24 protein-coding genes and 1 pseudogene are annotated in these 23,250 nt (G+C 60.0%); 19 read left to right on the plus strand and 6 right to left on the minus strand.

From position 1 onward, the window contains the following. Positions 1–8 precede the first annotated feature (8 nt). The 8 genes from nuoI to ACSFE6_RS18045 all read left to right on the plus strand — a co-directional run bounded on the left by nuoI (position 9) and on the right by ACSFE6_RS18045 (position 7,269). Positions 9–554, plus strand: coding sequence for an NADH-quinone oxidoreductase subunit NuoI (nuoI, locus tag ACSFE6_RS18010; RefSeq protein ID WP_178132024.1), 546 nt, complete (start codon positions 9–11; stop codon positions 552–554). Positions 555–563: 9 nt separating this feature from the next. Then, positions 564–1,067, plus strand: coding sequence for an NADH-quinone oxidoreductase subunit J (nuoJ, locus tag ACSFE6_RS18015; RefSeq protein ID WP_096510117.1), 504 nt, complete (start codon positions 564–566; stop codon positions 1,065–1,067). A gap of 2 nt (positions 1,068–1,069) precedes the next feature. Beyond that, on the plus strand, positions 1,070–1,378 hold the full coding sequence (gene nuoK / locus ACSFE6_RS18020) for an NADH-quinone oxidoreductase subunit NuoK (protein WP_007946416.1): 309 nt from the start codon (positions 1,070–1,072) through the stop codon (positions 1,376–1,378). Further along, on the plus strand, positions 1,375–3,228 hold the full coding sequence (gene nuoL / locus ACSFE6_RS18025) for an NADH-quinone oxidoreductase subunit L (protein ID WP_435428890.1): 1,854 nt from the start codon (positions 1,375–1,377) through the stop codon (positions 3,226–3,228). The genes nuoK and nuoL overlap by 4 nt, the downstream gene beginning before the upstream one ends. 39 nt (positions 3,229–3,267) lie before the next feature. After that, entirely contained in the window at positions 3,268–4,800 is a 1,533-nt protein-coding gene (gene nuoM / locus ACSFE6_RS18030; protein ID WP_435428891.1) for an NADH-quinone oxidoreductase subunit M, read from the plus strand. A gap of 7 nt (positions 4,801–4,807) precedes the next feature. Then, the gene (gene nuoN, locus ACSFE6_RS18035) at positions 4,808–6,271 is read left to right on the plus strand and encodes an NADH-quinone oxidoreductase subunit NuoN (RefSeq protein WP_435428892.1); all 1,464 of its coding nucleotides are present in this window, start codon (positions 4,808–4,810) and stop codon (positions 6,269–6,271) included. Positions 6,272–6,538: 267 nt separating this feature from the next. Beyond that, on the plus strand, positions 6,539–6,895 hold the full coding sequence (locus ACSFE6_RS18040; protein WP_435428893.1) for a type II toxin-antitoxin system Phd/YefM family antitoxin: 357 nt from the start codon (positions 6,539–6,541) through the stop codon (positions 6,893–6,895). Then, on the plus strand, positions 6,892–7,269 hold the full coding sequence (locus ACSFE6_RS18045) for a type II toxin-antitoxin system VapC family toxin (protein WP_435428894.1): 378 nt from the start codon (positions 6,892–6,894) through the stop codon (positions 7,267–7,269). The genes ACSFE6_RS18040 and ACSFE6_RS18045 overlap by 4 nt, the downstream gene beginning before the upstream one ends. 294 nt (positions 7,270–7,563) lie before the next feature. On the opposite strand, the gene ACSFE6_RS18050 is transcribed toward ACSFE6_RS18045, so the two are convergent. The 4 genes from ACSFE6_RS18050 to ACSFE6_RS18065 all read right to left on the minus strand — a co-directional run bounded on the left by ACSFE6_RS18050 (position 7,564) and on the right by ACSFE6_RS18065 (position 12,843). Next, the gene (locus tag ACSFE6_RS18050; protein ID WP_435428895.1) at positions 7,564–8,841 is read right to left on the minus strand and encodes a flavohemoglobin expression-modulating QEGLA motif protein; all 1,278 of its coding nucleotides are present in this window, start codon (positions 8,839–8,841) and stop codon (positions 7,564–7,566) included. 152 nt (positions 8,842–8,993) lie between these two features. Beyond that, positions 8,994–10,352 carry a chromate efflux transporter gene (gene chrA / locus ACSFE6_RS18055; protein ID WP_435428896.1) on the minus strand — a complete coding sequence of 453 codons (1,359 nt, stop codon included), beginning with the start codon at positions 10,350–10,352 and terminating at the stop codon, positions 8,994–8,996. After that, positions 10,345–11,289, minus strand: coding sequence for a chromate resistance protein ChrB domain-containing protein (locus ACSFE6_RS18060; protein ID WP_435428897.1), 945 nt, complete (start codon positions 11,287–11,289; stop codon positions 10,345–10,347). The genes chrA and ACSFE6_RS18060 overlap by 8 nt, the downstream gene beginning before the upstream one ends. Positions 11,290–11,409: 120 nt before the next feature. Beyond that, complete coding sequence (locus ACSFE6_RS18065) at positions 11,410–12,843, minus strand: mechanosensitive ion channel domain-containing protein (RefSeq protein ID WP_435428898.1); 1,434 nt, start codon at positions 12,841–12,843, stop codon at positions 11,410–11,412. A 351-nt stretch (positions 12,844–13,194) separates the two neighbouring features. Between ACSFE6_RS18065 and ACSFE6_RS18070 the strand changes: the two genes are divergently transcribed. The 8 genes and pseudogenes from ACSFE6_RS18070 to ACSFE6_RS18105 all read left to right on the plus strand — a co-directional run bounded on the left by ACSFE6_RS18070 (position 13,195) and on the right by ACSFE6_RS18105 (position 19,857). Next, on the plus strand, positions 13,195–13,725 hold the full coding sequence (locus tag ACSFE6_RS18070; RefSeq protein ID WP_435428899.1) for a ferritin-like domain-containing protein: 531 nt from the start codon (positions 13,195–13,197) through the stop codon (positions 13,723–13,725). 44 nt (positions 13,726–13,769) lie between these two features. After that, positions 13,770–14,339: a response regulator transcription factor gene (locus ACSFE6_RS18075; RefSeq protein WP_435428900.1), complete on the plus strand. Its 570-nt coding sequence runs from the start codon at positions 13,770–13,772 to the stop codon at positions 14,337–14,339. 193 nt (positions 14,340–14,532) lie between these two features. Further along, positions 14,533–15,975, plus strand: coding sequence for a catalase (locus ACSFE6_RS18080; RefSeq protein WP_435428901.1), 1,443 nt, complete (start codon positions 14,533–14,535; stop codon positions 15,973–15,975). Positions 15,976–16,006: 31 nt separating this feature from the next. Further along, positions 16,007–16,217, plus strand: a pseudogene (locus tag ACSFE6_RS18085) (hemin-degrading factor); the annotation flags it as partial. A 12-nt stretch (positions 16,218–16,229) separates the two neighbouring features. Then, positions 16,230–17,114 carry a heme/hemin ABC transporter substrate-binding protein gene (locus tag ACSFE6_RS18090; protein ID WP_435428902.1) on the plus strand — a complete coding sequence of 295 codons (885 nt, stop codon included), beginning with the start codon at positions 16,230–16,232 and terminating at the stop codon, positions 17,112–17,114. Between the two features lie 50 nt (positions 17,115–17,164). After that, positions 17,165–18,148, plus strand: coding sequence for a FecCD family ABC transporter permease (locus tag ACSFE6_RS18095; protein WP_435428910.1), 984 nt, complete (start codon positions 17,165–17,167; stop codon positions 18,146–18,148). Further along, the gene (locus ACSFE6_RS18100; protein WP_435428903.1) at positions 18,148–18,915 is read left to right on the plus strand and encodes a heme ABC transporter ATP-binding protein; all 768 of its coding nucleotides are present in this window, start codon (positions 18,148–18,150) and stop codon (positions 18,913–18,915) included. The genes ACSFE6_RS18095 and ACSFE6_RS18100 overlap by 1 nt, the downstream gene beginning before the upstream one ends. 57 nt (positions 18,916–18,972) lie before the next feature. Continuing rightward, on the plus strand, positions 18,973–19,857 hold the full coding sequence (locus tag ACSFE6_RS18105; RefSeq protein ID WP_435428904.1) for a ChaN family lipoprotein: 885 nt from the start codon (positions 18,973–18,975) through the stop codon (positions 19,855–19,857). 112 nt (positions 19,858–19,969) lie between these two features. Here ACSFE6_RS18105 and ACSFE6_RS18110 read toward each other — a convergent pair whose 3' ends face one another. Next, complete coding sequence (locus ACSFE6_RS18110; protein ID WP_435428905.1) at positions 19,970–20,359, minus strand: c-type cytochrome; 390 nt, start codon at positions 20,357–20,359, stop codon at positions 19,970–19,972. 239 nt (positions 20,360–20,598) lie between these two features. Here ACSFE6_RS18110 and ACSFE6_RS18115 point away from each other — a divergent pair, with 239 nt between their 5' ends. From ACSFE6_RS18115 to ACSFE6_RS18125, 3 genes are all read left to right on the plus strand, one after another. Further along, entirely contained in the window at positions 20,599–21,348 is a 750-nt protein-coding gene (locus ACSFE6_RS18115; RefSeq protein WP_435428906.1) for an SDR family oxidoreductase, read from the plus strand. A 32-nt stretch (positions 21,349–21,380) separates the two neighbouring features. Then, on the plus strand, positions 21,381–21,785 hold the full coding sequence (locus tag ACSFE6_RS18120; RefSeq protein WP_435428907.1) for a cupin domain-containing protein: 405 nt from the start codon (positions 21,381–21,383) through the stop codon (positions 21,783–21,785). Positions 21,786–22,036: 251 nt separating this feature from the next. Continuing rightward, positions 22,037–22,621, plus strand: coding sequence for a phage infection protein (locus ACSFE6_RS18125; protein WP_435428908.1), 585 nt, complete (start codon positions 22,037–22,039; stop codon positions 22,619–22,621). A gap of 75 nt (positions 22,622–22,696) precedes the next feature. Here the strand turns inward: ACSFE6_RS18125 and ACSFE6_RS18130 are convergent, their stop codons facing one another. After that, a complete protein-coding gene (locus ACSFE6_RS18130; RefSeq protein WP_435428909.1) occupies positions 22,697–23,032 on the minus strand; it encodes a hypothetical protein in 336 nt (111 codons plus the stop codon). Positions 23,033–23,250: the final 218 nt, after the last annotated feature.

Consider the following 23,250-nt stretch of genomic DNA (forward strand, 5'->3'; position numbering starts at 1 on the left):
AGAGAATCATGAAGTACATTTTTGACATCGTGCATGGCCTCTACACCCAGCTTCGCAGCCTGGTGATGATTTTCGGCCACGCTTTCCGCAAGCGCGACACGCTGCAGTACCCGGAAGAACCGGTCTATCTGCCGCCGCGCTACCGTGGCCGTATCGTCCTGACCCGCGACCCCGACGGCGAAGAGCGCTGCGTGGCCTGCAACCTGTGCGCCGTGGCTTGCCCGGTCGGTTGCATCTCGCTGCAGAAAGCTGAAACCGAAGACGGTCGCTGGTACCCGGACTTCTTCCGCATCAACTTCTCGCGCTGCATCTTCTGCGGCCTCTGCGAGGAAGCCTGCCCGACCACCGCGATCCAGCTGACGCCGGATTTCGAAATGGCCGAGTTCAAACGTCAGGACCTGGTGTACGAGAAAGAAGATCTGCTGATCTCCGGCCCCGGCAAAAACCCTGATTACAACTTCTATCGTGTTGCAGGTATGGCGATTGCCGGTAAGCCGAAGGGCTCCGCGCAGAACGAAGCCGAACCGATCAACGTGAAGAGCTTGCTGCCTTAAGGAAGAAAGATGGAATTCGCTTTCTATTTCGCATCGGGTATCGCGGTTGTGTCCACGCTTCGCGTGATCACCAACACCAACCCTGTGCACGCCCTGCTCTACCTGATCATTTCGCTGATCGCCGTGGCGATGACGTTCTTCGCCCTCGGCGCGCCGTTCGCCGGTGTTCTGGAAGTGATCGCCTACGCTGGCGCCATCATGGTGCTGTTCGTGTTCGTGGTGATGATGCTGAACCTGGGGCCCGCCTCGGTTCAGCAAGAGCGCGTCTGGCTCAAGCCCGGTATCTGGGGCGGCCCGGTCGCCCTCGCGGCTTTGCTGCTGGTTGAACTGCTGTATGTGCTGTTCTCCCACCAGACCGGCCAGGCCGTCGGCCACACCACCGTAGACGCCAAGGCCGTGGGCATCAGCCTGTTCGGTCCGTACCTGCTGGTGGTCGAACTCGCCTCGATGCTGCTGCTCGCCGCAGCCGTCACGGCGTTCCACTTGGGCCGCAACGAAGCCAAGGAGCAATGACGATGCCTGCTATCCCCATGGAGCATGGTCTGGCAGTCGCCGGCATCCTGTTCTGCCTCGGTCTGGTTGGCCTGATGGTCCGCCGCAACATTCTTTTCGTGCTGATGAGCCTGGAGGTCATGATGAATGCCTCCGCCCTGGCGTTCATCGTTGCCGGTAGCCGCTGGGCGCAGCCGGATGGACAGATCATGTTCATCCTGGTGATCAGCCTGGCAGCCGCCGAGGCCAGTATCGGCCTGGCGATCCTGTTGCAGCTGTACCGCCGCTTCCACACTCTCGATATCGACGCTGCCAGCGAGATGCGCGGATGAATCTTCTCTATCTGACTTTCGTATTCCCTCTCATTGGTTTCCTGCTGCTGTCGTTCTCCCGTGGACGCCTCTCGGAAAACCTTTCGGCGCTGATCGGCGTCGGTTCGGTCGGCCTGTCTGCCATCGTTGCGGCTTACGTGATCTGGCAATTCAACGTCGCGCCACCTGAAGGCGGCCACTACACCCAGGTGTTGTGGCAGTGGATGGCGGTGGAGGGCTTCAAGCCGAACTTCGCGCTGTACCTGGATGGTCTGTCCCTGACCATGCTCGGTGTAGTGGTCGGCGTGGGCTTCCTGATCCACCTGTTCGCGTCCTGGTACATGCGCGGTGAAGCCGGTTACTCGCGCTTCTTCGCCTACACCAACCTGTTTATCGCCAGCATGTTGTTCCTGGTGCTGGGCGATAACCTGTTGTTCCTGTACTTCGGCTGGGAAGGCGTGGGCCTGTGCTCGTACCTGTTGATCGGTTTCTACTACAGCAACCGCAACAACGGTAACGCCGCACTCAAAGCCTTCATCGTGACCCGCATCGGCGACGTGTTCATGGCCATCGGCCTGTTCATCCTGTTCGCCCAGCTGGGCACGCTGAACGTCCAGGAACTGCTGGTGCTGGCACCGCAGAAATTCCAGGCGGGCAACTTCTGGATGGTCATGGCCACCCTGATGCTGCTGGGTGGCGCTGTCGGTAAATCCGCGCAACTGCCGCTGCAAACCTGGCTGGCGGATGCGATGGCCGGCCCTACTCCGGTTTCCGCACTGATCCACGCGGCAACGATGGTAACGGCGGGTGTCTACCTGATCGCCCGTACCCACGGCCTGTTCACCCTGGCGCCGGAAATCCTGCATCTTGTAGGGATCGTCGGTGGCGTGACCCTCGTGCTGGCAGGTTTTGCAGCCCTGGTCCAGACCGACATCAAACGTATCCTCGCCTACTCGACCATGAGCCAGATCGGCTACATGTTCCTGGCCCTGGGCGTTGGCGCCTGGGATGGTGCGATTTTCCACCTGATGACCCACGCCTTCTTCAAGGCCCTGCTGTTCCTTGCCTCCGGTGCGGTGATCGTGGCCTGCCACCACGAGCAGGACATCTTCAAGATGGGTGGCCTGTGGAAGAAACTGCCTCTGGCCTACGCCAGCTTCATCGTCGGCGGCGCGGCCCTGGCGGCCCTGCCACTGGTGACCGCAGGCTTCTACTCCAAGGACGAAATCCTCTGGGAAGCGTTTGCCAGCGGTAACCACGGCCTGCTCTACGCCGGTCTGGTCGGTGCGTTCATGACCTCGCTGTACACCTTCCGCCTGATCTTCATCGCGTTCCACGGTGAAGCGAAGACCGAAGCCCACGCCGGTCACGGCATCGCTCACTGGCTGCCACTGTCGGTGCTGATCGTATTGTCTACCGCCATCGGCGCGATGATCGTTCCACCACTGCACGGTGTGCTGCCGGAAAGCGTTGGCCATGCCGGCGGCGAAGCCAAGCACAGCCTGGAAATCGCCTCGGGCGCCATCGCCCTGGCCGGTATCCTGCTGGCCGCCCTGCTGTTCCTCGGCAAGCGCCGCTTCGTGACCGCCATCGCCAACAGCGGTATCGGCCGCTTCCTGTCGGCCTGGTGGTTCGCTGCCTGGGGCTTCGACTGGATCTACGACAAACTGTTCGTCAAGCCATACCTGGCGATCAGCCACATCCTGCGCAAAGACCCGCTCGACCAGACCATCGGTCTGATCCCGCGCATGGCCAAAGGCGGTCACACCGCCCTGAGCCGTACCGAGACCGGTCAACTGCGTTGGTATGCCGCCTCGATGGCTGCTGGTGCCGTGCTGGTAATCGGCGCCGTCGTGCTGGTAGCGGTCTGATATGAACCTTGCGAACTTGCGAAAGGAATTGAGCCCGTCATGATTCTGCCTTGGCTAATCCTGATCCCCTTCATCGGCGGCCTGCTGTGCTGGATGGGTGAGCGCTTCGGCGCCACCCTCCCCCGCTGGATTGCGCTGATCACCATGTCCCTGCTGCTCGCCCTCGGCCTCTGGCTGTGGGCCCACGGCGACTATTCGTTTGCCCCGGCGCCTGGCGCCGATCCGACCTGGGTGCTGGAGTTCAAGCACATCTGGATCGAGCGCTTCGGCATCAGCGTGCACCTGGCCCTCGACGGCCTGTCGCTGCTGATGATCATGCTGACCGGTCTGCTGGGTGTCCTCTCGGTCCTCTGCTCGTGGAAAGAGATCCAGCGTCACGTGGGCTTCTTCCACCTGAACCTGATGTGGATCCTGGGCGGCGTCGTCGGCGTGTTCCTCGCCCTCGACCTGTTCATGTTCTTCTTCTTCTGGGAAATGATGCTGGTGCCGATGTACTTCCTCATCGCGCTCTGGGGTCACAGTTCTTCGGACGGCAAGAAAACCCGGATCTACGCGGCGACCAAGTTCTTCATCTTCACTCAGGCTTCCGGCCTGATCATGCTGGTGGCGATCCTGGGTCTGGTACTGGTCAACTTCAACGACACCGGCGTGATTACCTTCAACTACGCCGACCTGTTGAAAACCAAGATGTCGGCCGGCACCGAGTACATCCTGATGCTCGGCTTCTTCATCGCCTTCGCGGTGAAACTGCCGGTCGTACCGTTCCACTCCTGGTTGCCTGACGCTCACGCCCAGGCGCCGACCGCAGGTTCCGTCGACCTCGCCGGTATCTTGCTGAAAACCGCTGCCTACGGCCTGCTGCGTTTCGCCCTGCCGCTGTTCCCGAATGCGTCGGCCGAGTTCGCGCCGTTCGCCATGACCCTGGGTCTGATCGGGATCTTCTACGGTGCGTTCCTGGCGTTCGCGCAAACCGACATCAAGCGTCTGGTCGCCTTCTCCAGCGTATCCCACATGGGCTTCGTGCTGATCGGCATCTATTCCGGCAGCCAACTGGCGCTGCAGGGCGCGGTGATGCAGATGCTGGCCCACGGTCTGTCGGCCGCGGCACTCTTTATCCTCGCCGGTCAGTTGTACGAGCGCACCCACACCCGCGACATGCGCGAGATGGGTGGCCTGTGGTCGAAGATCGCTTACCTGCCGGCCCTCAGCCTGTTCTTCGCAGCCGCCTCCCTGGGTCTGCCGGGTACCGGTAACTTCGTCGGTGAGTTCCTGATCCTGATCGGCACCTTCCCGATCGCTCCATGGGTCACCATCATCGCCACGTCCGGCCTGGTGTTCGGTTCGGTCTACTCGCTGATCATGATCCACCGTGCGTACTTCGGTCCGGCCAAGTCGGACGCGGTGATGCATGGCATGGACGGTCGCGAAATGATCATGGTGGTCGGTCTGGCAGCACTGCTGATCTACATCGGCATCTACCCACAACCGTTCCTCGATACCTCTGCCGCTACGATGCATGGCGTGCAGCAATGGCTCGGCACCGCCTTCACTCAACTCGCTTCGGCCCGGTAAGAGCGCTATGGAATTCACGACTCAACACTTTATCGCGCTAGCGCCGCTGTTGATCACCAGCGCCACGATCATCGTGGTGATGCTGGCGATCGCCTGGCGCCGCAACCACTCCCAGACCTTCCTGCTGTCCGTGGCGGGTCTGAACCTGGCATTGCTGTCGATCCTCCCAGCCCTGAAAGTCGCGCCACTGGCCGTGACGCCATTGCTGCAGATCGACACCTTTGCTTGCCTGTACATGGCGCTGATCCTGGTCGCCACCCTCGCCTGTGTCACCCTCGCCCACGCCTACCTCGGCGACGGCGGTTCGGGTTACCCGGGCAACCGTGAAGAACTGTACCTGCTGATCCTGATGGCCGCCGCCGGTGGCCTGGTGCTGGTCAGCGCGCAACACCTGGCCGGCTTGTTCGTTGGTCTGGAGCTGCTCTCGGTACCGGTCTACGGCCTGGTGGCTTACGCCTTCTTCAACAAGCGCTCCCTGGAAGCCGGTATCAAGTACATGGTGCTGTCGGCTGCCGGTTCCGCGTTCCTGTTGTTCGGTATGGCCCTGCTCTACGCCGATGCCGGCTCCTTGAGCTTCGTCGGTATCGGCCAGGCCCTGGCGGCCACCGGCCTGCCAAGCTCCCTGGCGCAACTGGGCCTGGGCATGATGCTGATCGGTCTGGCGTTCAAGCTGTCGCTGGTACCGTTCCATCTCTGGACCCCGGACGTGTACGAAGGTGCTCCGGCACCGGTTGCCGCATTCCTGGCGACCGCTTCGAAAGTTGCCGTGTTTGCGGTGATGGTGCGTTTGTTCCAGATCTCCCCTGCTGCAAGCAGCGGTGTGCTGAGCAACGTGCTGACCATCATCGCCATCGCGTCGATCCTGTTCGGTAACCTGCTGGCCCTGACCCAGAGCAACCTCAAGCGTCTGCTGGGTTACTCGTCCATCGCCCACTTCGGTTACCTGCTGATCGCCCTGGTGGCGAGCAAGGGTCTGGCCGTGGAAGCCATCGGCGTGTACCTGGTCACCTACGTGATCACCAGCCTCGGCGCCTTCGGCGTGATCACCCTGATGTCCTCGCCGTACAACGGCCGTGACGCGGATGCCCTGTACGAATACCGCGGCCTGTTCTGGCGCCGTCCGTACCTGACCGCCGTACTGACCGTGATGATGCTGTCCCTGGCCGGTATCCCGCTGACCGCGGGCTTCATCGGCAAGTTCTATATCATCGCCACCGGTGTCGAGTCGCACCAATGGTGGCTGGTCGGCTCCCTGGTATTGGGCAGCGCCATCGGCGTGTTCTACTACCTGCGCGTCATGGTCACCCTGTACCTGATCGAACCGAACCTGCGTCGTCACGATGCGCAAATGCACTGGGAGCAAAAGGCAGGCGGCGTGATGCTGCTGGCTATCGCCGTAATGGCGTTCTTCCTTGGTCTGTATCCACAGCCGTTGTTGAACCTGGTTCAGCAATCGGGGTTGGCGGGTTGATTGTTTAGCGGTACTTGGTAGAAAACAGAAACGGCACCTTCGGGTGCCGTTTTTTGTTTTGGGGGTTTCAACGGCAAAAGATCGCAGCCTCCGGCAGCTCCTACGCTGGGAACGCATACTCCTTGTAGGAGCTGCCGGAGGCTGCGATCTTTTGCTCTTCACTGCCTACGCCCCTTCCGGAAAGCACTCGTATGGAGATCAGCATTACCCGACATCCGTCCATCACACCGAACGCTAAGGTAGGTAACGGACAAAAAGGAGGTCTCGATGAAACAAGAAACATTTGTAGCGATGTGCAGTGATGTGGAGCGATCGATCTATTCGCCAGCCTTTGTCGCTTCAAGATATTCTGGCTATATTTGTCCAGAATATGGGAGAGATAACATGATCATCGTTCCGTTGGCCGAGGCAAAAAACAATTTATCCAAACTCGTCGATGAAGCAGCAGCCGGAAAAATCATCACGATTGCCAAACATGGTCGCGCCCTTGCCTGCCTGGTACCGGTTGGAAAACCCTGCGGCCAACGTATCGGAGCGATGAAAGGCAAGCTCGCAATTCCCGAAGACTTTGATGCCTCATTGCCGGACGAAATGCTCGATGCGTTCGAGGGCATAAAGTCATGAGGTTGCTGCTCGATACGCATATTCTGCTTTGGACACTCAGCGACGACTCCAGACTATCTGGTAGAGCCAGAAAGCTCATAGAGAACGCTGCCGACATTTATGTCAGCGCGGCGACATTCTGGGAGATGGCGATCAAAGTCGGATTGGGAAAACTGAATGTTGATCTGGAAGAAATCCGCCAGTATTGCCTCGACAGCGGGTTCATCGAACTGCCGGTGACTTCAGAACATGCCATTGCAGTGAAAGACCTTGAACATCATCACCGTGATCCGTTTGACCGGCTCATAATTGCGACTGCGATGACAGAACCCATGAAGCTCCTTACCGCCGACCCATTGGTTGCCAAGTACACGGACTTAGCTGTTTTGGTTTGATTCTCCAGCGACGGTAAAACTTGAGCATTTGTTCGACCAACAAAAAACGGACAAAAACGGGGACAGTTTTATTTTCAAAAAAACAACGCTGCCCCTTTACTCAGTTATGGAGGTTCATTACTAACATGCCTTTGATTGCGGTGATCGCGGACTGTCCGCTCTTGGCCGTTTTCTTCCTATCACGAACATTGCTCGCACCCATCGCAGTCAATCACCCAGAGTCCAAAAACAGGAAAAACCAGCAGCCAACCTGTTTCCCTGAAACCGGATCGAGTCAACTAACAGGTACCTAGCTTATATCGCGCTGGCATCGTTCTCGTGTTCATCCGCAAATGCCATGAGCACTTCAAGATCGAGTACATCCAGTTTTATCTGGGCGATAAAGGCGGAGAAAGCCAGGTTGGCGGCGAGCAGGCGCAGGTCGCTGGCCCAGGCCGGTAGATGGGTGGGGCCCTTGAGCCAGCCGGACTCGAATAGCGGTGCCAGGCGTACGGTATCCGCCAGGCTGAGGCGTCCGGCAAACAGATGCCCCACCAGTTCCGGTCGATTGTCGCGGATCGCGATGCGCAGCAGGGTATGGACGCCCAGCAAACCGGTCAGGTAGGCGGCATCCTTGGTGAACGCTGAACCACCGCGCAGGTCGGCGCCACGGAAGACCCGCTGGGTTGAACGGAAGGACTCCTCTTGCGATTGGCCGGCGGCCAGAAAACCCTCGAAGACCTGTATGAAATCGGCACCGTCCAAGGCTTGCTGGACCGCGAGCACGCGCAGGGCCAGGCGACGCAGGCGGCTGATGTCCATGCTGCCCGTGAACAGTTCTGCCAGGGTGGCAATGCCTTCCTGGGTTTGGGTTGTGCGTGGCGCGCCCAGGCCCAGGCTTTTCAGATTGGGCTGGAGCGCGCCATTCTGTGCGGTCGCGGCATGCACAAAGGCCTCATGCTGCAATAACTGATTCTTGTCCAGTTCAGAGAACAGCGCTCCACTACGCAGACGTATGCGGCTTGACCCGGCGATCGCCTTGGCGGCCAGGGTCGGGTCGAGCACGACCGTGACCCGGCCCTCGCCGAAGAAACGGTCCAGTTCCGGCTGCATCCAGGCGGCGAAGGCCTCGGCCGGGATATCAGCCTGGGTCGGTGGAATCCGGGCTCCACCCAACAGGGCGTCGGTGGTGGTGAGAAAGAAACGGGCCGCGTCCAGCATGCTGAGTTTCTGCTTCGGATAATAGAAATCCGGGCGTCGGTACAACGCGGATGAATAGTGAGTAAAGTCGGGAGTACCGATCGCTCCCAGCATGCGTCCGGCCGTGGCATAGCTGCGCGCGGTCATGGCCAAGTAGTTCCCGGCGGGATGCCCTTGGTCACAACGCCCGATAAAAGCTTCCAGCGCGGCGATGTCGGCGCTGTGCTCACGGGGGCGCAGTTCGACTCTGGGTAATTCTGCTTTCCCATTGCGCCAATGCGCCAGGAACACTTCCTCGACGCCATCCGGCCAGGACAGGGCATCCAGTACGCGGATCTTGCGCGCCAAACCGGGTAGAGCGGCATCGAGTTCAGACAGGGGGGCGCTGCTCATGGAGTCTCCCTTCAAAGATGGAGGTTCTTTGAAAAAAGCTTAGCCGTTGCGACGCATTGCGTTGCAACGGGGCATGGGGGACTTTTTTGTTCACGAGCGACTGAAGCTGGCCGTTTTCTGCTTGCTGGTAAGACGGTTATCGAACTTGTGCTTTAGCGCAACAGATGCACTGCCAGGCCGACGAGCGCACAGGCCATCAACACCTGGATAACGCCACGCTTGAAGCGGAACAAGGCGACTGCCGCGGCAATGGCGATCAACGCAGACGGCCAGTCGAGCTGGCCACTGAAACCCTTCGGCCAAAGCACGTGATAGCCGAAGAAACACGCCAGATTGAGGATCACGCCGACCACTGCTGCCGTAATGGCGGTGAGCGGTGCGGTGAACTTGAGTTCGTTGTGGGTCGACTCCACCAGTGGGCCACCCGCAAGGATGAACAGAAATGAGGGAAGGAAGGTGAACCAGGTCACCAGAGCGGCGGCCAAAGCCCCTGCCAGAAATACGTGATCGGCACCGAATACTTGCAAGACATAAGCCCCGACAAAACCGACGAAAGCCACGACCATGATCAGTGGCCCAGGCGTGGTTTCACCCAGAGCCAAGCCGTCAATCATCTGTGTGGGTGTTAGCCAGCCGTAGTGACCGACCGCGCCCTGGTAGACATAGGGGAGTACCGCGTAGGCTCCGCCGAAGGTCAGCAGTGCGGCTTTGGTGAAGAACCAGCTCATTTGGGTCAAGGTGCCTTCCCAACCAAACAGGGCGGCCAGTATCCCCATTGGCAATGCCCATAGCGCCGCGCCGACGAGGGCGAGCGACATCAATTTCAACCCGCTGAACCGAGCATGCTCAGGGGGAGGAGTATCGTCATCGATCAAGGCCGGGCCAAAGGACTTTTGGGCGGCGCCATGGCCCCCGGTTCTGAACTTCTCGGGTGCCAGGCGGCCACCGGCATAGCCGATCAAAGCTGCACCCAGCACGATCAATGGGAAGGGGACATTGAAGGCAAAGATCGCGGTAAATGATGCCGCCGCTATGGCCCACAGCCAATTATTCTTCAACGCGCGCGAGCCGATCCGGTGTGCCGCCTGCACGACGATTGCTGTCACGGCGGGTTTGATTCCGTAGAAGAGCCCGGCCACCACGGGTACTTCGCCGAAAGCGATGTACATCCACGATAGAGCAATCAGGATAAACAGTGAGGGCAGTACAAACAGTGCGCCCGCGATGACTCCACCCCAGGTTCGATGCATCAACCAGCCTATGTAGGTCGCCAATTGCTGCGCCTCCGGCCCGGGCAGCAGCATGCAGTAGTTGAGGGCGTGCAGGAACCGGCGCTCGGAAATCCAGCGCCGTCGCTCCACCAGTTCCTGGTGCATGATCGAAATCTGCCCCGCGGGCCCGCCGAAACTGATGAAACCCAGCTTCAGCCAGAACCGGAACGCCTCACGCAAACTGATTGGCCCTGGCTTCGACAGTTCCTCTTGAACCACTGGCGACACAACCTTAGTCATTGGGGTGTTCCTCTTTCGCAAACGCGGCGAGCAGGCCGTCGAAGATGGCACTCGCCGCTGCCAGCAGTTGATCGTCGTCGGTAATGGTTTCGCGCAGTCCTGCCAGCACGCACTCGATACCGGCAGCCTCCTCCGGTTGGGCACCGCCGATATCGAGGTAGTGCACCAAGGCAGCCATGCGGTTCAGGTCGGACGCTTGAAGTGCAAAACTGGCTAGCAGGATTTCGAAGGTCACGCGGTCACCGACATGGCTGAAGGTCGCTTCATCGAAATCGAACCCCAAAGCATCTGCTGGACAGTCTGCTGGGCTGTTGAGCCAGAGGATCCGGGCCTGGGAGTCGATGAAGCGACGAATCAACCAGGCACAGGCCAGGCGATCAACCCATGGACGCTTGCGCGTCGCCCAGACACGGCCTTGATAGTCGTCGCGATTGAGTGCCGTCATGAGCTGATCGCGACTATGGGGTTCATCCGCCGATAACGCTCTGCTGACGGCGGTTTCGAGCGCCTGCAAGGCAGAGTCAAGTTGCTGCTTCGGCTTGCCGGGGAAGTAATCAATGCTGGAAAGCTGATCGTAGGATTTGCGCAGCTTGCGAATTTGTTTGGTGGTGGCCAATGCGTTTTCAGGATTGAGTTGTCCACGGCATTCTTCGATCTCTGCGCGCAGTTTGCTGTAGTCATCGCTACGGTCGAACAACCCGATAAAACGCTCACCTTGCGCATCGACCACCGGCAGGATGTAAGCAGTGCCATTGATGGAAAGGATGTCGCGTTCGACAGACATCAAGGCTTCGCGACAGACAGGGATGTCGGGCAGCAAGTAGGCACCATCGCGCAATACCGCCGCACCTGATGCCTTCAACGCACGCCAGGCCCTCATGCGCTCAGTGGCATTGGCAGTGGGTAAACCGAGAATCAGCGCCAGCCAAGTTTTCATGTAGAGTAAGATATTTAATATGTAGTTATCTTTACACTACTACTGATCCTGGCGATTGAAAAGCTTCCATTCAGAACCTGGGTATTGGCGAAGTTCACCAGCAGGCCGCGCCCGTTTTTTTCACCTGCGCTGCATCAACCACTGAAACAACCCGCTTTTCTTGATCTCGATGGGCTTTTGCATGACCACCGTCTCGCGGATTTCCTGGCGCTGGTCCTGCAAATTGCTCAGGGCGCTTCTCAATTCATCGAGATGCTGCAACTGATTGCCGAACACGTTTTTTTCGATACGAAACAACCGGCCACTGGTGATGCTGCGGAACTCTCCCCGTGACGGTTTATCGGCCAGTATCCCCTCCTCGCCCATGACTTCACCCGGCCCCATGCGTCCGGCTTCGACCAGTTTTTCGCCGTCGTGGATCGCCACCGAGACCACACCGGTGCTGATGATCTTCAGGCAGTCAGCCACTTCGCCGAATGCGAGGAGGACTTCGTCGGCCTGGTAGTCCACCGCGGTCATTTCGTCGGCCAGGCAGTCGCGCTCGTCGTTGCTCAGCGAACGGAAGATCCGCACGTCCTCGAGCAAGCGGCGCTGACGGTTCCAGCGCTGCTCTTCCAGGCCGGAGCCCCAGGTGACACCTGCTGCTTCGAGGTGGCGATGGGCGAGGTCGAACATCAGGTTGCACACTTCATTCTTGCTCTTGGCGGAAGCGATAAAGCCCTTGAGCTCGTACTCGGTGTGGTCCAGATGGGAGCTTTTGACCGAGACTTTGGCCGAGCGTGATTGCAGCAGTGCCCGGGTCCCGCGCAAGGTTTTTTCCAGGGCATCGATTGCCCGGCGCGGACGCACGTTGCTGGGCACGGCGATGATCACACTGATGCCGTTCACATCGTCGGGGCGGCTGAAGTTGATGATCCGCGCTTTTGCCGCCACCGAGTTGGGCACCACCGCAATGCCGCCCATGTCGGTCATCAGGTGAGTGGTGCGCCAATCGATCTCCACCACCGTGCCCGAGGTGCCATCGATGGAAATCCGGTCATTGAGTTGGTAAGGCTTGGTGGTGTTGAGCACGATCCCGGAAAACACGTCACTCAAGGTGCTTTGCAAGGCCAGGCCGACAATGATCGCCATCGCTCCGGAGGTCGCCAGCAACCCCTTGACCGGCAATTGCAGGACATACGCCGCGGCACCGACGATGGCGATCAGGAAGATCACGGCGCCCATCAGGTCGTAAAGCAGTCGAGCACTGTGCCCGGCCCGGGACATCAGGCCATAGCCGAGGATGATGGTCACCGTCCGGGCCGCGAACAGCCACCAGCCGATGCCCAGCACCGTGCCCATCAGGTTGAGGATGGCGTCCTCCGGCCACAGCGGCGGCTGCAACGGGCTGATGCCGGCGGCGGTCATGACCCAGCTGAAGGCGACGAAAATGACGATGCGCGCACACAAGCGCAGGTTGTGCCGCGAAACACCGATCAACTGCCAGGCGGCCAGGTCGATCAGGATCAGGATGACGCCGCAGATCAACGGGTGGGCCTGCAGGAAACTGAACATGGATGATGCTCTCCACAACCTTTATGCGCCTGTCCTTTGATGAGCAGGACCTGCGTGCGATCGCCGTCAGTACACAGATTAGTGTTGATGGGAGAAAAGCCGTGCAGGCCATCGCGGCAACCTGCAACCAGCCTTGTGCGTCCAACTGCCTCCTGCACTGTAAGTCGCTGGCCCGCGACAGGCACTCCTACCTCGGTGCTAACCGGTCATACCGGGGTATGACGGACCTGTCCCCACGTGCTAGGTCGCTGTCTCGAGGTAGGAGTGTTATTGCGAACCGCTCGATTTACGCTGGTCACCTCGAATAAATCCATTCATCGCGCCGATGCGCTGGCCCTGGGGACGGTTGTCATGAACGCATTGCAAAAGCTGTACATCGTCAGTCATCCGCTGCGCATCAGCCGCTATGGCGCGCACACCTCATTGTCGACCGCCGAGCGCGTGGAAATTATTGACGTGCTGACCGATACGCTGGGAACCGTGATGACCCTGCTGGCGCAATTCAAACGAGGGCAGCAAAAGCTGCACAACATCAGTTTCCTGCCGGTACAACAGATGTTTCACCGCATGGTACGGGCCAACACCGACTATGCCGATTTTCTCGTCGCGCGCATCACCGACCTGGGCGGCTACGCCGAAACCGCGGCGCTCTATCACCTTCATGACATTCGCGAGCCGCAGTGTTTTGCCGACTGCCTGACAGGGATTTCCCAAGGCACGCGCCGACTGCAGGCTGTCGAAGCCTTGCTGCGCGATTACCGTGAATGTGCCATTGACCACAAGGACAACGCCAGCAAACGCTTCTTTGAAGCATGCACGCGGCAAAACGCGCATTTCATCTGGTTGATCGAGGACAACCTGGCCCAGGAACAGCCTTGGTGAACGTTGTTGTAGAAGCTGTGTAGGAGCTGTGTAGGAGCTGTCGAGTGAAACGAGGCTGCGATCTTTTAAGAACAAAGATCAAAAGTTCAAAAAATCAAAAAATCGCAGCCTGCGGCAGCTCCCACACCCGAAAAACGATCATACATACGCAAGTATACTATTCCGCTTTTTTGGAGCGCGTATCTTGCAAATATGGCGGGCGCCAGTTTGCGCCACTCGCAATGACGCAAGGTTTTTACATGCCCAACGCACCTATTATTTCAGTTGTTGATGATGACGAACTTATTCTTATCTCACTGGACAGTTTATTGCGCTCTTACGGTTACACAGTAAACACCTACAACAGTGCCTACGCTTTTCTTGAATCCGACGGGCCTTGCCAAACCGACTGCTTGATTTCGGATATCCAGATGCCCGGCATGTGCGGCGTGACCCTGTACGAAGCGCTGGCGGCGAGAAACACCCATATTCCCACGCTGTTCATCACCGGAAAACCCGGTATGCCACCGACATTCAGCGCCAACGTGCGCAAACCCGCAGGTTATTTTGCCAAACCCTTCAACACACAGGCGCTAGTGGCCTGTATCGAAGCGGCCTTGAAACGACGGCTTTAATACTGACCGACTAACCAAATTTCCTTTAATACTTTGGTTTAACCTCCTCACACTTAAGTTTGTATAAATTATGCCATTGGCAGAGATGCGCCAAGGACATCAAACAAATAACATCTTCCCCAGCTGCTTTTCATTACTTCAAGCTCATTACTCTCACCTCATAACTAAATACTTAACGTGGATAAACCGTGCCATGCCAAAAAACAAACTGACTTCAATCAACGGCGCCCCTGTCGTCGATAACTTCAATATCCAGACCGCCGGCCCTCGGGGTCCCGCGTTGCTGCAGGATATATGGCTGCTGGAAAAGCTCGCCCACTTCGATCGCGAAGTGATTCCCGAGCGACGCATGCACGCCAAAGGCTCCGGCGCCTACGGCACCTTCACCGTGACCCACGATGTGACGCGCTACACCAAGGCTCGCCTGTTCTCGGAGGTAGGCAAGCAAACGCCGATCTTTACCCGCTTCTCGACCGTGGCCGGCGAACGCGGCGCTGCCGATGCCGAGCGTGATATCCGTGGTTTTGCCCTGAAGTTCTATACCGAACAAGGCAATTGGGATCTGGTGGGCAACAACACCCCGGTGTTCTTTTTCCGCGATCCGTTGCGTTTCCCGGACCTCAACCACGCGGTCAAGCGTGATCCACGCACCGGCATGCGCAGCGCGCAAAGCAACTGGGATTTCTGGACGTCACTGCCCGAAGCCCTGCACCAGGTGACCATTGTCATGAGCGAGCGCGGCATCCCGAGCAGTTATCGGCACATGCACGGCTTTGGCAGCCACACCTTCAGCTTGATCAACGCCAACAACGAACGGCACTGGGTCAAGTTCACCTTCAAGTCCCAACAAGGCATCCAGAACCTGAGCGATGAGCAGTCGCAGGCTCTGATTGGACAGGACCGGGAAAGCCATCATCGGGACCTGTACGAGAGCATCGAGGCGGGCAACTTCCCACGCTGGACTTTCTACATTCAGGTCATGACCGAAGAGCAGGCCCACGACCACGACGTCAACCCGTTCGACCTGACCAAGGTCTGGCCGCATAAGGACTACCCCTTGATCGAAGTGGGTTACTTCGAACTCAATCGCAACCCGGAAAACGTCTTCGCCGAAGTCGAACAAGCCGCGTTTTCCCCGTCGAACGTGGTACCCGGCATCGGTTTTTCACCCGACCGGATGTTGCAGGCGCGTCTGTTTGCCTACACAGATGCCGCACGTTATCGCCTGGGGGTCAACCATCACCAGATTCCAGTCAACGCCGCCCATTGCCCGGTGCACAGCTTCCATCGCGACGGTGCCATGCGCGTGGACGGAAACTACGGCGGGCAATTGGCTTATGTGCCCAACAGTGAGAACGCCTGGGCCGATCAACCGGACTTCAGCGAACCACCGCTGAAAATAGCCGGTGCTGCCGGGCATTGGGATCATCGCCTGGATGAAGACCATTTCGAACAGCCGGGCAACCTCTTCCGCCTGATGTCGGAGGCGGAAAAACAAGCCTTGTTCGAAAACACCGCGCGCTCGCTCAGTGGCGTTTCCCAGGAAGTGCAGCAACGGCATATCGCCCACTGCACGAAGGCCGATCCGTTTTATGGGGCGGGGGTTTCGAGGGCGTTGGCTGAGATCAATCGGTAAATCTCAACCCAATGTGGGAGCGAACTCGCTCCCACGCAGTGACCTGCACCTCAAGACCACCGGTATGACCGAGCGGTGGCGTGTGCGAAAGCCGAGCGTCGATGGCATCATCACCCGCTACGAAGGTTTCGATGCCGACGGCGAGCGGGTCATCCCGCTGTTCGGCGTGCGCAAGCCGGGCATCCAGGATGCGTGACGACTGGCGTGCCTTGGCCGAAACCGCCACCGTCCTGATCGACTAAGGAAGTCTTGCGATGCGAATCAAATCACTGCTGGCCTCGGCCTGCATGCTCCTGAGCCAGATGGCCGTGGCCGATGGCCTGCCCCAGCGCTGGGTTAGCGCCGGGGGCGCGTTCAGCGAATGGGTGGTTGCCCTGGGTGGCGAAAGCAAACTGGTGGGTGTCGACAGCACCAGCCAGTACCCGCGTTCGTTGCACAGCCTGCCGGGCATCGGCTATCAGCGGGCACTGGCGGCCGAAGGCATTCTGACGCTGAAACCGGACATTCTGGTGGGCAGTGCCGAAATGGGCCCGCCACCGGTGCTGGCGCAACTCAAGGCGGCCGGGGTGCGCATCGAGCTGTTGTCGGCCAAGCCCGATGTGCCTTCGCTGCAACACAACCTGACCGAACTCGGGCAACTGCTCGGCAAGCCGGCTGAAGCGCAGGCGCTGATGGCCGATTATCAGCAGCGCCTGGAACAACAAGCGGCATGGGTCAAACAGCTACAGCAGCAACATCCTGCTCCTCGGGTGTTGATGCTGCTCAGCCACTCCGGCGGCAATCTGCAAGCCGCCGGCAAGGACACGCTGGCGGCCTGGATGATCACTCAGGCCGGCGGGCAAAACCTCACCGAACACAACGGCTACAAGCCCGTGTCCAACGAGGCAATGCTGGCCCTGGACCCACAGGTGATCATCTTCGCCGGCGGCCGCCTTGAAGGGGATGCCGCGCGCGCTGCCCTGCTTGAGCAGAATCCGATCCTGGCGCAAACCCGTGCCGGTCGCGAAGGCCGGGTGCTGGTGATCGATCCGACGCTGCTGGTCGGCGGCCTGGGGCCACGGATTCCGGATGCGCTGGTCACCCTGTCGAAATCGTTCTATCCGTCGGCGCAAATCCAGACCGCTGAGGTCAGTCGATGACGGCTATCGTTCGGCCGCGACCGATGCTGATCACCCTGGGTCTGTTGTTGGTGCTGGTGTTCTGGTTGTCCCTGGCCCTCGGGCCGATCAGCTTACCGCTGGGCGATACCTTGCTGGCCGGGCTGCGCCTGCTGGGGCTGCCAGTGAATGGCGGCGACACGCAACAGGCCGAGCTGATCCTCGGCCAGATCCGCCTGCCGCGCAGTCTGCTCGGCATCGCGGTGGGTTCGGTTCTGGCGTTGTCCGGCGTGGCCATGCAGGGGTTGTTTCGCAATCCGTTGGCGGATCCGGGGCTGGTCGGCGTGTCCGGGGGCGCGGCACTGGGTGCGGCCATCGCCATTGTCGGCGGCAGTCTGTTCGGCGGTTTGCCGCCGGCCATCGAGCCGTACCTGCTGTCGGTGTGCGCCTTCGCCGGTGGCCTGATCGTCACGGCGGTGGTGTATCGATTCGGTCGCAGCAATGGCCAGACCAACGTCGCCACCATGCTGTTGGCGGGTGTGGCGATGACGGCCATGGCCGGCGCCGGTGTCGGCCTGTTCACTTACCTGGCCGATGACGCCACCTTGCGTACCCTGACCTTCTGGAACCTGGGCAGCCTCAATGGCGCCAGTTACCCGCGTCTGTGGCCGCTGTTGATCGTGGCGGTGGGCGTGGCACTGTGGTTGCCGCGCCGTGCGGCGGCGCTCAATGCGATGTTGCTGGGTGAATCGGAAGCGCGGCACCTGGGCTTCAATGTCGAACGGATCAAACTCGAGCTGGTGCTGTGCACGGCGCTGGGTGTCGGTGCCGCCGTGGCGGCGGCAGGCCTGATTGGCTTTATCGGCCTGGTGGTGCCGCACCTGATGCGGCTGCTGGTCGGTCCGGATCATCGGGTGTTGTTGCCGGCGTCCTATCTCGCCGGTGCCAGCCTGTTGTTGCTGGCCGATCTGGTCGCCCGCTTGCTGCTAGCGCCAGCGGAGTTGCCGATCGGTATCGTCACCGCGCTCATCGGTGCTCCCTTCTTCCTTTATCTGCTGGTGCGGGGGCGCTCCTGATGCTGCGGGCAAACAACTTGCTGGTCCGGCGCGGCAGTCGCACCGTACTGGCGAACATCGATATCGAATTGCGTGCCGGTGAAGTCCTTGGCGTGCTGGGGCCAAACGGCGCCGGTAAAAGTACCCTGCTCGCCGCCTTGTGCGATGAACTGCCGGCCCATGAAGGCACGGTCAGCCTCGATGAGCGCAAGCTCGCCGACTGGCCCGGTCAGGAGCGGGCCAAACGCTTGGCGGTACTGCCACAGAGTTCCAGTTTGAACTTCGCCTTTTCAGTCAACGAAGTGGTGGGCATGGGTCGTTTGCCCCATGCCAGCGGTCGCGTGCGCGATGCCGAAATCGTCGCCGAAGCCCTGGCCGCCGCCGACGCCCTGCACCTGGCCGGACGCAGCTATCTGGCGCTGTCCGGCGGCGAGCGCCAGCGCGTGCACCTGGCGCGGGTACTCGCGCAACTGTGGCCGGGCGCCGAGGGACAGACCCTGCTGCTCGACGAGCCGACCTCGATGCTCGACCCGCTGCACCAGCACACCATCCTGCAAGCGGTGCGCGATTTCGCCGGGCGCGGTGCGGCGGTGCTGGTAATCCTGCACGACCTCAACCTGGCGGCGCGTTATTGCGATCACCTGCTGCTGTTGCAGGACGGTCGCCCCCACGCCTACGGCACGCCGCAAGAAGTCCTGACCGCCGAAGCACTGCAGGCGGTGTATGGGCTGCAAGTGCTGATTCACCAACACCCGGAACGTGGCCACCCGTTGATTATCGCGCGCTGATTCAGACCCTCTCCTATCGTTACGAGCAAGAGGGCCACCATCCAATAAGGAAAACCGATGCGCATTCTGCTGTTATGCCTGTTCAGCCTGTTGGCGGCCTGCCAGTCCCATTACGTTTCGCCGCCTCCGGCAGCGATTGCTCCGCAAGGTCGGGATCATGCCGATCTGGGCGTGATTCGCGAACTCGCCACCGGGCGCACCCTGACACCGCAAGCGTTGGTTGAACGCTTGGCGGTGGCACCACGGGTGTTGATCGGTGAGCAACACGACAATCCCGATCACCACGCCTTGCAACTGTGGCTGCTGCGCGAGCTGGCCAGCCAGCGTCCGCAAGGCAGCTTGCTGATGGAAATGCTCAACCCTGATCAGCAGGCCAAGGTCGATGCAGCACAAGCTGCAACCCGCGCCGGTCAACCGCCGGCCGATCCATTTAAGGCGCTGTCCTGGCAAGCCAATTGGGATTGGGGCGTCTATGGCGCACTGGTCACCTACGCCCTGCGCCAACCTTACCCGCTGCTGTCGGCCAACCTGGATCGGGCGCAGATCATGCAGGTCTACAAACAGCGTCCGACGCTGAGCGGCGAAGCGTCCACCAGCCAAAAGGTGCAAGCGACTCTGCTGGAAGACATCCGCGAGTCCCATTGCGGTTTACTGCCTGAAGCGCAAATGCCGGCGATGCTCGCCGTGCAACAGCAGCGTGACCGGCGTATGGCAGAGCGTCTGTTGGCGGCACCGACACCTGCCGTGTTGCTGGCTGGGGCGTTCCATGTGCGCAAGGACCTTGGCGTGCCACTGCACCTGAAAGACCTTGGTGCTGGCGAGGGCAACGCGGTGCTGGTACTGGCCGAGGTGGGCAAGACCGTGACGGCTGAAAGCGCGGATTATGTGTGGTACACGGCGGCTCAGCCGACGCAGGATCACTGCGAGAAATTGCGTCGTTAGTTTTTGACCTTTGCCAGAGCTACTGAGCAGGGATTACGCGATCTCCTGTGGGAGCGCGCCTGCTCGCGAAGGCGGCATCACAATCAACGCACCTGGCCTTGATTCACCCTTGTCATGGCGCAGGAAAACTCTCCAGATAGGCCAACAAATCATCGATCTTCTCCTGATCGCTGATCCCCCAGAAGATCATCCGCGTACCCGACACCACCGACTTCGGTTCCTCGATATACGCCGCCAGTTTTTCCCGCGTCCAAACAATCCCGGCGTTTTTCATGGCGTCGGAGTACTGATAGTCGGTGGTGCTTCCCGAAACTCGCCCGACAATACCGTTGAGCTGCGGACCGAAAAAGGCCCGCGCGCCCTCTCCGACCTGATGGCATCCGCCGCACACCCGCTTGAACAGTTTCCCGCCCGCCTCTGCATCGCCTTGCGCGTTCGCCTGCGCGGCGAACAGACCTGCACCAAGGGTCAATACGAGGGTCATCACGGCCGTTTTGTTCATCGACAACTCCAGATCAGGCATTGCCCACCGCAAAAAATGGCCGCCATTTGATCATGACTCGGCCTCTTCCCGAAGCTTTTAAGGCACATGCCATGCCTGCCGTCCATCCCGCCAACCCGGCACGCTGCCAGCGCCCGCCTAGACTCACCTATCAATGCGTCTCGATCTCAAGACGCGTCGACTCACACCGTGTGTGGCATGCGTACCTGCCACCGCCCCCAATAGACGGAGGGACAATCATGAAAATTGTCGTCATCGGCGGTACAGGCTTGATCGGAACCCAGCTCTGCACGCTTCTGCGCGAGGGCGGGCATGAGGTGGTGCCGGCCTCGCCGAAATCAGGGGTCAACGCCGTCACCGGGGAAGGCTTGCAGGCCGCGTTGCAAGGTGCCGAGGTGGTGGTCGACGTCGCCAACTCACCTTCGTTCGAGGATTCCGCTGTACTCGAATTCTTCGAAAAATCCGGGCGCAACCTCGCCGCCGCCGAGAAGGCCGCCGGGGTCAAGCATCATGTCGCGCTGTCGGTCGTGGGCACGGAGCGAATGCTCGAAAGCGGTTACTTCCGCGCCAAAATGGCCCAGGAGGAACTGATCAAGAAGTCCGGGGTGCCCTTCACGATCCTGCGCGCCACGCAGTTTTTCGAATTCATCGGCGCCATTGTCCAATACAGCATGCAAGGCGAAACCGCTCGCTTGACCTCGGCGGCCCTGCAACCGGTGGCCTCGGCGGACGTTGCAGCGACGCTGGCGAAAATTGCCGTGGCAACGCCCACCGGCAAGACCGAAGAGCTGGCCGGTCCGGACAAGCAGCCACTGGTGTCATTCGCCAAAACCTATCTGCAGCACATCAAGGACCCGCGCGAAGTGATTACCGACGATAGCGCCGGCTACTACGGTGCGATTATCAACGACCAGTCACTGACCCCCGGTGCCAACCCCATCCTCGGCAAGATCCACTTCGATCAATGGCTCAAGAGCGCCAGCGTTTGACGCCAGCCTTCCCATTTCATCAGGAGCGTCCCATGCGAACCCCCGCCCTTCTCGCCCTGCTTGCCCTGTCATACACCGCCACCACGCCCGCTCTGGCTGCCGAAGCACCCCACCCGGTCGTCAAGGAAGTGTCGAAAACGGCACTGCCCGATTACCCCGGCAAGGAAATGCTGGTGCTCACTGTCGAATACCCGCCGGGAGGTGCTGATCCGGTGCATCGGCACGAAGCCCATGCGATGGTCTATGTGCTCGAAGGCTCTATCGTCATGGGGGTCAAGGGTGGCAAGGAAGTCACACTGATGCCCGGGCAGACCTTCCACGAAGGCCCCACTGACATCCACACCGTGGGCCGCAATGCCAGCCAGACCGAACCTGCCAAATTCGTCGTTTTCATATTGAAGGATCAGAACAAACCCGCCCTCATTCTGGAGAAATGATCCAATCCCTTTAGCGGTCAATGCTACCGACCCGTTGCTCTGCACAGACACGGGTCGGTCTCTCGTCGCGGCGTCCATACCTATGTATGACGCGCTCATACCTAGATGTCCAGCTGCGCAACCTATGCATAAGTGACGTGATTTTTGGGCCAATTATGATGCAGACATCGAATGTCGTGGCTGAAACGGCCTGCATTCATGCCTGCCAGGTTATCGCTTGAATAACCCCTCTGACCCAAAAGGTGAACATGATGAATACCCCACGCTATGCATTAGGGATCGCCCTTCTCTCGACCCTCGGTTTCATCGCAACCAATCTTCACGCCGCCGAAGCCGGCGCCGGAACGGCCGGCGGCAGCACTGCTGCGCATAACGCTGCCGACGGCGGCGCCGACCGCATCAAGGAAAGACAGCTGGCCGCCGACGGCGCTGATCGCCTGAAGGCGCGACAACTCGCCGAAGGCGGTTCCGATCGCCTGAAAGAGCGGCAATTGGCGGCGGACGGCGCTGATCGCTTGAAGGCGCGACAACTCGCCGAAGGCGGTTCCGATCGCCTGAAAGAACGGCAAGTGGCGGCGGACGGCGCTGATCGCCTGAAGGCGCGGCAACTCGCCGAAGGCGGTTCCGATCGCCTGAAAGAGCGGCAATTGGCGGCGGACGGGGCCGACCGGTTGAAACAAAACCGCGTTGCGGCGGGCGGTTACAACTCGATGCGCGGGACACGGGTGGCCGAAGGCGGATCCGACCGACTGCGGCAGAACCATTACGCCGACGGCAGCAACGGCTACGATGCCAGCTCCGACGTGATGCCCTATTTCTGCATGGAATGCCGCTAACCGACGACCGGGTCGGCACAGAAAACAAAAAATCCGGAGCCTGATTCAAGTCTCCGGATTTTTTTTTGGCGGTGATTACTGAACGCTTTTCAGTTTGATCACATCACCGGAAACCTTGGTGGTGTAACCGTTCAGAACCCACGCCCAGAACCAGCGCTCCTGCACCTGGGTGTTGATCATGGCATCGCCGCCCTTGGCCCTGATCGCTGCGTCCTGTGCCCGCACAAAACGGCTGTTCTGACGGATCGGGATCAAACCGAACAGCATCAGGCCGGTGGCGCTGGCTTCGCTGTGACCCAATACGGTGTACTGGTTGCTGTCGTAATGCTGGGTATTCATCGGGGCACCGCTGCAACCTGCCAACACCAGGCCAAACATTGCACCGGCAACAACTTTACTGAGGTATTTCACTGCACAACTCCATGAGAAAACGCCCGGGATCCATCTCTCGAGCGGCGCGTACTTTACCGAAAATAGTGGCACATAGATATCACCCGCAAAATCTAACAAAAACCTGTGGGGGGGGGGGGGGGGGGGGGGGGGGGGGGGGGGGGGGGGGGGGGGGGGGGGGGTGGGGGTGGGTGTGGGGGGGGGGGGGGGGGGGAGGGGGGGTGGGGGGGGGTGGGGGG

The organism is Pseudomonas baetica (assembly GCF_051216495.1).
Lineage (GTDB): Bacteria > Pseudomonadota > Gammaproteobacteria > Pseudomonadales > Pseudomonadaceae > Aquipseudomonas > Aquipseudomonas baetica_B.